The following is a 12614-nucleotide window of genomic DNA, read 5'->3' as shown; positions in this document are numbered from 1 at the left end:
TTAGCTTATCTACAGATGTTTTCTACTTTTAGTAACCGAAAAAAATGGATCTGGCGGTCAATGGGGGTCTTAACTCTTTTTGGTCTGCTTGCGTTTACAGAAGAACGCCTGCACCAACGCCATTGCGAGGCCATTGTTGTCAACATTGACAAGGTGGACGGACAGCGGTTTCTGACTCGTAGAGATGTCACCGGTTTTTTGACCAACAACGGTAATGATCCGCTAGTTGGGCAATCTTTCGATGAGATCAACCTGAGTAAGCTTGAGCAACGGCTTGGGCAGTATAGTTTGATAAAGCAAGCGCATGTTTCGCGTGACTTAGCAGGCAATCTGCTCGTCCAGATTGAGCAACCCAGCCCCCTGGCACGGCTGGTAGCTGACGGCGACGGATTGCGAGCCATCAGCGGACAGTATATCAGCGATGAAGGGCGGTTTTTTCCTTTATCAATGAATTATACAGCACGAGTACCTATTGTGTCGGGAAGTTGGTTTCAAACTCATCACACCCTGGCTGATGAGGCTGGCAAACCGCTGTTGACGTTGCTTCAGTACATACGGGAGTCAGACTTATGGCGGGCTCAGATTGCTGAAGTCAGCGTTGACCAGTCGGGGAACGTAACCTTATGGCCGCAGGTCGGAAATTACCAGATTGATTTCGGTACCGCTGATGCCATTGAAACGAAGTTTAAAAAAGTGAAACTGTTTTATACCCAGATAGCCCCCCAAAAAGGGTGGGACCGCTATCACCGGGTAAGCGTACAGTATCGTAACCAGTTAGTTTGCGAATGATGACCCATCATCAAATGGATGACAAGATTGTAGTAGGACTCGATATTGGTAGCACGAAAGTGTGTGCTGTGGCGGGTCGGTTATCTCGAAGCGGTAACAACCAGCCTATGCTGGAAGTACTGGGCGTAAGCCGGGCCAACTCGGAGGGCGTGACGAAAGGCAAAGTCATGAATATTACCCGAACGGTCGACGCCATTAACCGGGCTATCGAAGAGGTATCGAACCAATCTAACGTTGATATTGGCTTGGTCAATGTCAGCTTTAGTAATCATAATATCAATTCGCAAAAACAACCTGGCAGCATCACCCGCTTGTCGCCTGGCGACGAAGTGACGCCCGCTGATATTGATCACCTCCTGCGCGATATGTACCGAACTCCCCTGCTTGCGGGTAAAGAGATCGTACACGTGTTGCCGATGGACTTCACCGTCGACAGCGAGTCAGGTGTTGAAGATCCCGTTGGCCGGAATGGCGTAAAGCTCGGTGCCGATTTTCAGATTATCACCACGCAGTCTGATGCAGCAGTGAACGTACGCCGGTGTATAGAGCGCACAGCCAGCCACCTTCAGCGCGATCAGGTTCTTCTTTCTCCGCTGGCTTCTGCAATGGCTGTGCTAACGCCCGAAGAGCGGGAAGCAGGTGTTGCCCTGGTCGATATCGGCGGCGGTACAACTGATCTGGCTATCTATCACCGTAACGTATTACGGCATGTGGCGGTGTTCCCATGGGCTGGCAATTGCCTGACCAACGACATTCAGGATGGCTGCAAGGTGTTGCCCCAACAAGCTGAGGTGTTGAAAACGAAGTTTGGCAATGCCAATCCATCAACCTACCGCCTCAATGAAGTAGTATCCGTACCAGGTCTGCCAGGTCGCCAGCCTAAAGACGTGCTGCTCCGTAACGTCTCAATCATTATAGCCGAGCGTTTGAAAGAAATTGCCGCACTGGTACAGGCCGAGATTATCCGGTCGGGTTATAAAGACAAGCTGCTGGGTGGCATTGTTCTGACTGGTGGCTCAGCACTTATTGACGGCATCGACGAGATATTCAGGACGGTTGCCGATATGGATGTACGGGTTGGGTACCCTGAGCAGTTGGAATACAATTTGCGGGCTGATCTGGTTAGCGATCCGGCCTACGCTACAGCAGTAGGTCTGGTGTGGGCAGGCTTCAGAAATGTGGATGATCGTATCTCATTTATTAGTGATCCTGGCCAGCCAGCTACGCAGCAAAATGGCCAGGTACGTTCAGCAGACTCGACCCGTGCTCCCCAAAAAGGCAATGCAGGTCAGTCTACAGCCAGACCAGTGGCTGAACCTGTTGTTGAAAAATCAGAGCCGGGGCTTTTCGACTGGTTAAAAAAACTGTTCAATCCCAAGTTAGGAGACGTAAATGACTCTTACCGGGATTGACACCTAATTGCGTAAGTACCATTACCAGACTGATTAGTAGCTACTAATCAGCCAAATAGCAAAGCCAAATTACACATTCCAAGTGCCCCAGTGCTTTTTCCACTGTTATCATGACAACTCGAACCCCACTCCGAAATCAGGCTATGCTAGACCACGGATTTACCTACGAATTGCCCGACGGTAATGCCCCCATCATTAAAGTAATTGGCGTGGGTGGTGGCGGCAGCAATGCCGTTCAGCACATGGTGGCAATGGGGGTGAAAGATGTTGAGTTTGCCATATGTAACACAGACCGTCAGGCGCTGATTAGCAGTAATGTGCAAACAAAACTGAAACTTGGCACCGGATTGGAAGGCGCTGGCATGGACGTTGAAGTGGGGCGTAAAGCTGCACTCGAAAGCATCGATGAGCTGCGTAACCTCCTTGGCGGTTCAATTAAAATGGTATTTATTACCGCTGGCATGGGCGGTGGCACGGGTACTGGCGCGGCTCCTGTGGTAGCCGAGGTTGCCCGCGAAATGGGTCTTCTGACCGTTGCCGTTGTAACAGCTCCATACAAGTATGAAGGTATCGATAAGCGCCAACAGGCAGCTGAAGGTATTGAGCTACTGAAGAAAAGCTGCGATACCGTTCTGGTGGTGATGAACGATAAGCTCGCCGATCTGTATGGCAAGCTTAGCATTCGAAAAGCCTTTGCGCATGCCGATAACGTGCTGGCCACCGCCGTTAAGAGTATTGCCGAGGTAATAACCACCCGAGGCGATGTGAACACCGACTTCATGGACGTGAAAAAGGTGTTGCAGGAAGCGGGCCCGTCAGTGATGGGATCGGCCGATGCTGAGGGCGAAGACCGCGCGTTAAAAGCCATTCAGGAAGCCCTGAATTCACCCCTGCTGAACGATAGCGATATCGTGGGAGCAAAACGGATTCTGTTAACGATCTCGTCGAGTTCAGAATATGAGGCCACGCTGGAAGAACAGACCGTTATCTCGAACTACATCGTCGAGAAAATCGGCGAAGAAGCCCGGTTATTTAAAATCGGTGCCATTTTCGACGATACCCTGGGCGGTCGTATGCGCGTAACCATCATTGCCGCTGGTTTCGAGACCGCTAATTTTGTTGAAACGCTGCCACCCGTCGCTGTTGCACCCGTTGAGGAGCCAGGTACGTCTGCCGAGCTGGTCGTTGATAAACCTGAGCAGAAACTGGTTGAAAAAGTACAGACGGCTGAACTGATTGCAGATGATGTTGATGCGCGTACACCTACGTTCACACATGTAGGCCCAACTACGCTTCCGCTGGCAGGTGGCTACGCGAACGGGCTCTCGGGAGTTGGCTATGGTAGTGACAACCGAATCAGTCTGAACCCAACACGCCAGGAAGACCCGGAGGAGATCAAGCAGTTAATCAATGATTTTCTGAACAATCGCTTTAGCGAACGCGAACTGGAAGCACCTGCTTTTAGCCGCCATCGGGTTATGCTCCATGAAATGCCGCTCTTACCCGATCACGAGATCATCCGTACTCGCCTGTTCGATTAGGATATGACCTACGCCGATTTTCGGACGGCCATTATTGCCCTTGAGCAGCCCGAACGGGCTCAATTTGTTTCCGCCTATTTTAAAACGCACCCTGGTCAATACGGCGAGGGTGATGTTTTTTTAGGGCTTACCATGCCGCAACAACGCGAATTGGCTCGCTCCTTTGTGAGCCTTCCCCTGGCTGAAACGGAGAAACTGCTTCATGACGCTTACCACGAATGCCGGATGACGGGGTTATTGATCTGGACATTACAGGCTAAAAAAAACGGAAGCATGGCGAGACAGACCATTGCCGACAGGTACGTTGCCAATCGCAGGTACGTCAATAACTGGGATTTGGTCGATTGTTCATGCCCTACATTGCTTGGCTTACCGCTCCTAACCGGCGATCGCTCACTACTCTATGACCTGGCCGATGAGGATCACCTCTGGAGCCAGCGCATTGCCATCGTCACAACCTGGCAGTTCATTCGTCAGAATCAGTTTGGCGATACTTTTGCGCTGGCCGAAAAACTGTTCAGCCATAAACATGACCTGATTCATAAGGCAATTGGCTGGATGCTCCGCGAAATAGGAAAACGGGATCGGATGGCACTAGACGAATTTTTGCATGACCATATTCGTGAGTTACCCCGAACAGCCCTGCGTTATGCGATTGAACGTCATGAACCCGCTGAACGTCAGCATTTCATGACCTTGTAGCGCCATTCCTGCCTGGCCAGCTAAAGACGCAAACATCCCTCTGCCGGAACCGAAGACGTACCTACCTTCATGTTACAGCAGCAATGCACTTTATTTCCTTTGTATCTTTACTCTCCCGTTTATCAGAAATAACCCAAATAACTCGTTTAGTAAACAGGTTAGCTGAAAAAGGGACATTGCAAAGACAAACAATATGTCCTGGTTTATACGTAAAGATAAGGGTATCCAGACCCCAACCGAGATGAAGCGGGAGGCTCCCGATGGGTTGTGGTATCAGTGCCCAAGTTGTAAGCAGGTGATGCACACCCGCGAACACAAGATGAACGCCTACACTTGTGTGCATTGCAACTTCCACGAGAAAATTGGCTCCGATGCTTATTTCTCGATTCTGTTTGACGATAATGCATTCACTGAGCTGGATGCAAACATGACATCAGCAGATCCGCTTTCGTTTACTGACACTAAAAAGTACCCGGATCGGATTAAGGCCACGATGAATAAAACAGGGCTGAAAGACGCTGTCAGGACGGCTCATGGTTCAATGGATGGCCTTGAGATCACCATCGCCTGTATGGATTTCAATTTCATCGGCGGCTCGATGGGCTCCGTTGTTGGCGAAAAAATTGCCCGTGCCATAGATTACGCTCTGGCCAACAGAACGCCCTTTCTGATGATCTCGCGTACGGGCGGTGCCAGAATGATGGAGGCGGGATTCTCGCTAATGCAAATGGCTAAAACCTCGGCCAAACTAGCCCGGTTGTCAGAAGCCAGGATTCCTTACATCTCACTCTTGACAGACCCCACAACGGGCGGTGTAACAGCCTCTTACGCCATGCTGGGCGACTTTAATATCGCCGAGCCCAACGCCCTGATTGGTTTTGCCGGCCCGCGCGTTATTCGCGAAACCATTGGCAAAGACCTGCCCAAAGGCTTTCAAAGCGCTGAATTCGTGTTGGAACACGGCTTCCTCGACTTTATCGTTGACCGTAAAGATCTGAAAGACAAACTGGCCAGTTTGTTGAAAATGATCGGCTAACGCCGGTTAAAATGTCTTCTGTCTTCAGTCCTCCGTTGCGCTGCTAATCGAGGATGCCCCTAAACTGGTGAAATAACAGAGGACTGAAGACAGAAGACATTTTCAACAGTTTTGTTTCATGCGCCTTGTTCGACACCCGGTTCTTTGCAATTACTACGTTACGTATCGGTGCAACGCTACATGTAGTTTCTGCGATATCTGGGAGCGACCTTCGCCCTATGTAACGGTTGAGAATGCGCGGGAGAATTTCCGGGACCTGAAACGCCTCGGCGTGCGGGTCATTGATTTTACGGGTGGCGAACCCCTGCTCCACCGCCAACTCCCCAATCTGCTGGCAGAAGCCAAACAACAGGGTTTTATTACCACCGTAACGACCAATGGTTTGCTATATCCCAAACAGGCCGAGAGCCTGCGTGGTCTGGTCGATATGCTCCATTTTTCGCTGGATTCGCCCGATGCCGCCGAACATGATGCCGGGCGCGGGGTACGTTGCTTCGATAAAGTGATGGAATCCATCGCTATTGCCAAAGCCCACGGCGAACGGCCCGACATTCTGTTTACGGTCTTCGAGCATAACATCAACCAGATTGAGGCGATGTACACCAACATTTGCCAGCCCAACGGCCTGGTCCTTATTCTAAACCCGGTGTTCTCGTATAACACCGTCGATACAGGCGGTGCGCTATCGGAAGCGGCTTTACACCAACTGACCAGCTGGGGAAAACGGTCAGGTGTGTATCTGAACGACGGGTTTGTGCAGCTTCGTCGGGATGGTGGTAATCATATCGAAAAACCAGTTTGCCGGGCGGCCAGTACCACGCTGGTTATTTCACCGCAAAACGAACTGGTGCTTCCTTGCTATCACCTGGGTCTTAAGAACGTACCTATAGGTAACCAACTTTATGACGTTTATCGGTCAGCGGAGGTACAGAAGCTGGTGGCGCTTGAAGGGCGGTTACCCGCCTGTGAAGGTTGTGCTATTAATTGCTACATGCAGCCTTCTTTTGCCGTTGAAGTCTCCAGATACTGGTGGAAAGCCTTACCAAGTACGCTGAAATACAATTACATGAAAGGTACCTGGAAGCAATTATTTTAACTCACTGCTTCAGCAATTTCCGAATGGTTTGTTTCCCACCGCTTTCTGCTCGGATCAGATAGAGACCGGCAGGTTTCCCTACCATATCGAACATATATTGATGGCGAAGAGCTGGCTGTTCCATTCGAACTGTTTTATAAACACGCCCCTGGCTATCAGTCAGTTCCAATAAAACAGACTGAGAACGCTCCAGCAACAGATCAACCCGTACGGATTCGCCAACAGCCGGATTAGGGGAGACGCGTAGCAACATATCATCAACGTCTACTGCTGAAACGGCAGTAATCAGCGCCAATTGAGCTGGTTCATAAGCAGGGGGCGTTATGGGTATGCCTCCCCGATCAAATACATTCATTGTCAGTTCAAGGTGAGTCTGACTCAATAAACCGCCAGAGCGCCATTCCGACACGATAATGGCTACCGAGTATTGCCCTACTGCCACGGGTACGTCCCAGGTGAGCAGACCCGTTTTTGCATTGAGCCGATATGTACCTGCTTGCCGAACATCGTTGGGAAACTGGTATGAGCGAACGGGCACAGCTACCTGTGAACATAATGCCGTATTGACCAACTGAGACTCAGTACCCATTAGCGGAAAAGCCAACGAGTATGATAAGCTATCGCCCTCAGGGTCAGTAGCCGCGAGTGACAAGGAGGCTCGTTGGTTTAAAGTCAAGTTCAGGCTCGCAGGCGGGAACGGCACTGTAGGCGTATGGTTTGCACTGCCCCCGATCAGAAGCGTAGTTCGTAAAGAGAACGGTTGCTGCGAGGCCCCCGCATTAATTGTTGACGACCGATTAATCCCTGTTAGTTGCACCGTATAAACTCCGGCCCCGGCGTAAGTATATACGGTCGTGTATTCGTTCATGGATATACCCTCACCGACTCCCTGACTTACGGATAAAGACTGAACAGCAGTTCTGGTAACGGGCCGACTATTATTGTTATCGCCAAAACAGATATATAACTCGCTGGCAGCCGCAGCCCCTTCAGTTGTGTTATAATATAGGGTAGCGGTAATCTGGTAAGTCAGGCCGCTTAAGGGCGTAGCCCGTATATAGCCACCTATAAAGTGGTTTGCAAAAGCTGATGGTACGATCAGCACGAGGGCCAGAAGACAGGAAATGAGCCGCATAAAGGTTTCGGAATAGGCGTTGTTATCGTGTAACTGCTTAACTCTTAACCACTCGGATTACGTGTATACTCCAGGATTATTTTATTTACCTGTATCCTTATCAGCCGCTTCTGTAGCCCTATGCGTGGCAGCAGTTGAGCCTGGCCTGGCGTAATCATGCGTGCGCCCCATTTCACCACTTCCTATTTCCTGCTTCGCACCTCTCGTGTCTATTCGTTAGGTTTAGGCCATGATTAGACTGATTCGCTTTCTGCTGCTTGTTGACTTACTGTTTGCACTCAGCCAGCCCCTGCAGGCTCAGCCGTTACCAATGGCGGTGACGCCGGGCGAAGCTGGTATAAACCAGGGTCGGTTTATTGGTGTGGTGGTTGGTACAGCAGCCTTTTACACCGTTACGCTATTGCTGCTCCGGAAACAGTGGTACAAAAAGAAGATGCCTTTTCACATGTTCAATGATAACCGCGAATGGCTTCAGATGGACAAGGTGGGGCATACCGCCACGGCCTATTGCATGAGCCGGGGTGGATATGAGCTGATGCGCTGGAGTGGTGTTAATGAGCGGGCCAGCATTTTAACCGGTGGCCTACTGGCGTTACTTTTTCAAACCACTCTGGAAGTATACGATGGGCATGCCGAAGGCTGGGGGTTTTCGAAAGGCGATATGGTGGCCAATGTGGCAGGAACGGCCTTATTCATGGGCCAGCAGTTTAGCGCGGGCCAGCAAATTGTTAGCATGAAATACGGTTTTCGGAAAACGATTTATCCACCCTTTCGCCCTAATCTGCTGGGTAAAACTACGGGTCAGCAGATGTTGAAAGATTACAATGGGCAACAATACTGGCTGTCAGTCAATCTGGCATCTGCAGTACCGGTTGGCCCTGATTTTCCACGGTGGCTCAACCTGGACGTGGGCTATAGCGGCAGCGGTATGACGGGCGGCCACGAGAATCCGCCCATGACCGATGGCGATGGTAAAGCTATTGCGTTCAAACGCTTTCGGCAGTTCTTCGTATCGCCCGACGTAGATTTGTCTCGCATTAACCAGCCCAATCCGTTGCAGCCGTTGCCCTGGCAGCGATTTGTCGGCACGGTTCAGTTCTTCAAGATTGCGGCTCCTTCGCTGGAATATAACTCGGTGAAGGGCCTTCGTTTTCATCCACTGCTCTTACCAAGAGAGTAGAAAGTGTCCCGCGTAGGTACGTTGTAATTCACGGTGAATACCGAACTAGAAACTAGTTATATAAAAAAGTAGCAAAGAGGATAAATAACAGTTACTTATTATCAGTACGCGAGACTATTTTATTTAGGTACGTCGAAAAATACCCTTTTAGGGGGATGCGCAGGCGTAGACAGTTGCTCAACTTTGAAGCAATTAGTTCTATCCACACATTTTTGCCTGATCACTTCTATGTATGCCCCCCCTGTTGACCGGCTCATTGGGAGCCGCCTGCATCCACCCGGCTTTAATTTTACCCCGTGGCGCTTAACCCTGCCTTGTAGCGACAATCTCAACGGGGTAATCGAAACTGTTGAGCTGGAACTCAGACACGACCTGTACTGACGTTCTGCCAGAGTCAGTTCTCCTGCCTCGTCGAAATAGCCGCCTATCAGAACACACGTACCGATTAGTCGGTCATCCTGAAAAGTCGGCCACTCACCTAGCCTTCCGGTTTGTTCACCTTACCAGACTTTCCCCGCATTAGGGTAAGACTGCATCTTGAACACCAGAAAACTACACAAGTATTATTGCCTGACAGACCGGCGAATGCATCCCCTTTTCATGGGATACGTTGACGGTCAAAGGCTTAGTACGTTTGTTCACTCAGTTGACCGGTACTCTATTCTCGACTCCTGCACACTCTCTCTACCCACACCCATGCTTTCTACCGCCTATACCGATGAACTGCGTCAGGCTATTCAGATAGCTCAGGCCGTTGCCCGCGAAAATCAGCATGCGGAGCTACTGCCGGGGCATTTGCTGACAGGTGTGCTCCACAACGATGTAGGGCTGGCTTCGCAATTAGTGCTTTGGGAAATAGATGTTGCGTATCTCCGCGATTGGGCCGACATCCGGGTTGAGGCAAGCCCTAAGTCGGCCAGAGTGACCGACGACCCACGCGCGGCTGAAGTCACCCGCGCTTTGCTGGAAGTAGCCGACGTTGTACGCATGAAACTAGGAGAGGCCGCCGTTAGTCCGCTGGCCGTGCTAACGGCGATGGCCAAGCCGAATCTGGCTTTTTCAGCCGATCAGCTTAAGTCGTTTCCCCTTACTGAAAATCAGCTCCTCGAATTGGCCCTCCGCGATGCTGTACTGCAGCAAACCCTTGGTGGCCTGCCAACTACCCAACCTGCCGGAAGCGTAACGAAAACAGAAACAACGGCCGGTAAGGCCATAAAAGTGCTGTTCAAGTACTGCACCGACTGCACCGCCGCCGCCCGAGAAGGCCGTTTCGATGCCATCATCGGGCGCGAACGCGAAACAGGCCAACTTCTTGAAATTCTGGGACGAAGGCTCAAACCAAACGTGTTGATCGTTGGCGAACCGGGCGTGGGTAAAACGGCTCTTGTTGAGGGGCTGGCCCAACAGATTGTGGCAGGTCAGGTAACGCCCAGGCTTCAGGGAGCAACCCTACTGCAATTAGACGTTGGCGCGCTGGTGGCCGGTGCCTCATACAAAGGCGAAGTAGAGGAACGGCTCAAGAATATACTAGCCGAGCTAAAATTATTCGACAAAGCTCTGTTGTTCATCGACGAGATACATACCCTTCTAGACCCCAATGGCGGGGCTATGGGCACGGTAAACTTGCTGAAACCTGAATTGGCTCGTGGCGAGCTGACTTTGATTGGGGCCACTACCAACGATGAATACCGGAAGTATATTGAAAAAGACGAAGCCTTTGCCCGCCGGTTCGAAGTACTCTCGGTAGACGAACCCGACGATCAGACCGCCACCCGGATGGTGAGCACGGTGGTACCGGCGTTTGAAACCTACCACGGGGTGAACCTGGTGCCCGGCACGGTGGCCGAATCGGTGCGGCTGGCGCGGCGCTACCTGAAAGATCGCCGCCTGCCCGATGCCGCCATTGACCTGATCGACCGGACCATGTCGGCGCTGAAACTGGCCGGCTCGACCACAACACCCGAACTTGGCCGCCTCCGCGCTGAGCTGCAAACCCTGACCGAACAGCACAGCCAGAGCCTGCCCGAACTGGCCCTGCCTGACCTGCGGTGGTTTGAACGCCAGCTTAACCACCGGATAAGCCCGGTGTTGCTGGGGCAGATTGAAGACGAAACCGATACAACCGCGTTTGAACTGCCCGACGCCCTGACCAGCCACCTGGCCAGCCTGCTCGACCGGCTCGATGCGTTGAGCCAAACGTTAAGCCAACACGTTGGACCGGCTGAGATTGCCGCCGTAGTGGCCCGGCGAACGGGCATTCCGCTCGGAAAGATACAGTCGAAAGAGCGGGAAAAACTGCTGATTCTGGCTGATCACCTGCAACAGCGGGTGGTAGGGCAAAACCACGCCACCCAGATTATTGCCGACGCCATTCTCGAAAATCGCTCGGGCCTGAGCCGGGCGGGGCAACCCATTGGCTCGTTCTTTTTCAGCGGCCCTACCGGCACCGGCAAAACCGAACTGGCCAAGTCGATCGCCGATTTTCTGTTCAACGACGAACGGGCGCTTATCCGGTTCGATATGTCGGAGTTTAAAGAAGAGCATTCGGCCGCGCTGCTCTACGGTGCCCCTCCCGGGTACGTTGGTTATGAGAACGGCGGCCTGCTGGTCACCAAAATCAGACAGCAGCCCTTCGCGGTGGTGTTATTCGATGAGATTGAAAAGGCGCATCCGTCGGTGTTCGACATCTTCCTGCAAATTCTGGACGAAGGCCTGTTACATGACCGGCTCGGCCGTGAGGGTGATTTCTCGAACGCCATTATCCTCTTCACCTCTAATATCGGCAGTGACTGGGTAGTGGAAAAAGCCGCCAAGAATGAACTGGCCACCTCGGGCGAACTGCTCGACATCATGGGTCGCTTTTTCCGGCCCGAATTCCTCGGTCGCCTCACGGAGATCATCCCATTCCTGCCTATTTCGGAAGCGGCGGTGGTCAGCATTTTCAACATTCAACTCAAACCCCTGCTCGTTACTTTGGCCAAGCAGGGCATTACGCTCACGATCGACGAAGCGGCCCGGCGGCAACTGGCGCTGGAAGGCTACACACCCAGATACGGTGCCCGCCCCCTGCGCGGTGTGATCCGTAACCGCCTCCGCCGCCCGCTCTCGCGCATGATCGTCTCCGGCGAAATAAGCAAAGGTAGTATGCTGACTCTGAGTATCAGCGAGGGTGGTGAACTGGTTTGGGAGAACAGAAAACCAATACAGGTTGACAACAATAACCTCTCGTCAATATGAACGCTCCGCTAGACAACATGCAGATTCGCACGAATCAGTTTCGCCGGTACGATCCTATCTCGAACACACATGGTATGGTACGGCAACAGGGACACAGGCCTCATCAGGGCTGGGATCTACAGGCGGGGGTAGGTACGCCGGTTCGGGCAGTGGCAAACGGCCTGGTATGGGCTAAGCAGAGCAAAGACTACGGCTTATCGCTTATTCTCCAGTTCGATGCCAATGGCAGAACGCTATACGCCTTCTACGCCCATTTGAGCGAGATCACCGTTAATGTGCCTTGCAGCGTGCAGGAAGGGACGGTTATCGCCAGATCGGGTATGAGTGGCAACGCCAAAAGCATCCCTGTAGCTGAAGCCCACTTGCATTTCGAGATACGCACAACTCCCTCGCCTGGCAAAGGCCTGGGCGGCCGGATTGATCCCGGAGAAGTACTTGGTTACCAGTATTATGTATGCCCACTGTAGTAGTAAGTATCCACACCAT

Annotated in this window: 10 protein-coding genes; 9 read left to right on the top strand and 1 reads right to left on the bottom strand. The window is 52.0% G+C overall.

Features of this window, described 5'->3' with window-relative positions:
* The first annotated feature begins 15 nt into the window (after positions 1–15).
* The 6 genes from J2I46_RS17865 (at position 16) to J2I46_RS17840 (ending at position 6576) form a co-directional block, all read left to right on the top strand.
* A complete protein-coding gene (locus tag J2I46_RS17865; protein WP_207330417.1) occupies positions 16–789 on the top strand; it encodes a cell division protein FtsQ/DivIB in 774 nt (257 codons plus the stop codon).
* Positions 789–2201: a cell division protein FtsA gene (gene ftsA / locus J2I46_RS17860; RefSeq protein ID WP_207330416.1), complete on the top strand. Its 1413-nt coding sequence runs from the start codon at positions 789–791 to the stop codon at positions 2199–2201. The genes J2I46_RS17865 and ftsA overlap by 1 nt, the downstream gene beginning before the upstream one ends.
* A 143-nt stretch (positions 2202–2344) precedes the next feature.
* Entirely contained in the window at positions 2345–3742 is a 1398-nt protein-coding gene (gene ftsZ, locus J2I46_RS17855; RefSeq protein WP_207330571.1) for a cell division protein FtsZ, read from the top strand.
* A gap of 3 nt (positions 3743–3745) precedes the next feature.
* Positions 3746–4444 (top strand): DNA alkylation repair protein, encoded by a 699-nt coding sequence (locus tag J2I46_RS17850; RefSeq protein WP_207330415.1) that lies wholly within the window; start codon positions 3746–3748, stop codon positions 4442–4444.
* Positions 4445–4637: 193 nt separating this feature from the next.
* Complete coding sequence (gene accD, locus J2I46_RS17845) at positions 4638–5480, top strand: acetyl-CoA carboxylase, carboxyltransferase subunit beta (RefSeq protein WP_207330414.1); 843 nt, start codon at positions 4638–4640, stop codon at positions 5478–5480.
* Between the two features lie 118 nt (positions 5481–5598).
* Positions 5599–6576, top strand: a complete 978-nt coding sequence (locus tag J2I46_RS17840; protein ID WP_207330413.1) for a radical SAM protein — start codon at positions 5599–5601, stop codon at positions 6574–6576.
* A gap of 1 nt (position 6577) precedes the next feature.
* Here the strand turns inward: J2I46_RS17840 and J2I46_RS17835 are convergent, their stop codons facing one another.
* Complete coding sequence (locus J2I46_RS17835) at positions 6578–7711, bottom strand: T9SS type A sorting domain-containing protein (protein ID WP_207330412.1); 1134 nt, start codon at positions 7709–7711, stop codon at positions 6578–6580.
* 229 nt (positions 7712–7940) lie between these two features.
* On the opposite strand from J2I46_RS17835, the gene J2I46_RS17830 reads away from it, so the two are divergent.
* The 3 genes from J2I46_RS17830 to J2I46_RS17820 all read left to right on the top strand — a co-directional run bounded on the left by J2I46_RS17830 (position 7941) and on the right by J2I46_RS17820 (position 12595).
* Positions 7941–8891, top strand: a complete 951-nt coding sequence (locus tag J2I46_RS17830) for a DUF2279 domain-containing protein (RefSeq protein WP_207330411.1) — start codon at positions 7941–7943, stop codon at positions 8889–8891.
* 696 nt (positions 8892–9587) lie between these two features.
* Positions 9588–12128: an ATP-dependent Clp protease ATP-binding subunit gene (locus tag J2I46_RS17825; protein ID WP_207330410.1), complete on the top strand. Its 2541-nt coding sequence runs from the start codon at positions 9588–9590 to the stop codon at positions 12126–12128.
* Positions 12125–12595 (top strand): M23 family metallopeptidase, encoded by a 471-nt coding sequence (locus J2I46_RS17820; RefSeq protein WP_207330409.1) that lies wholly within the window; start codon positions 12125–12127, stop codon positions 12593–12595. The genes J2I46_RS17825 and J2I46_RS17820 overlap by 4 nt, the downstream gene beginning before the upstream one ends.
* Positions 12596–12614: the final 19 nt, after the last annotated feature.

Origin of the sequence: Fibrella forsythiae, assembly GCF_017353175.1 — a bacterium.
GTDB classification, from domain to species: domain Bacteria; phylum Bacteroidota; class Bacteroidia; order Cytophagales; family Spirosomataceae; genus Fibrella; species Fibrella forsythiae.
Note: the sequence above shows the minus strand (reverse complement) of the source record. Positions and strands in the feature narration are given on the sequence as shown.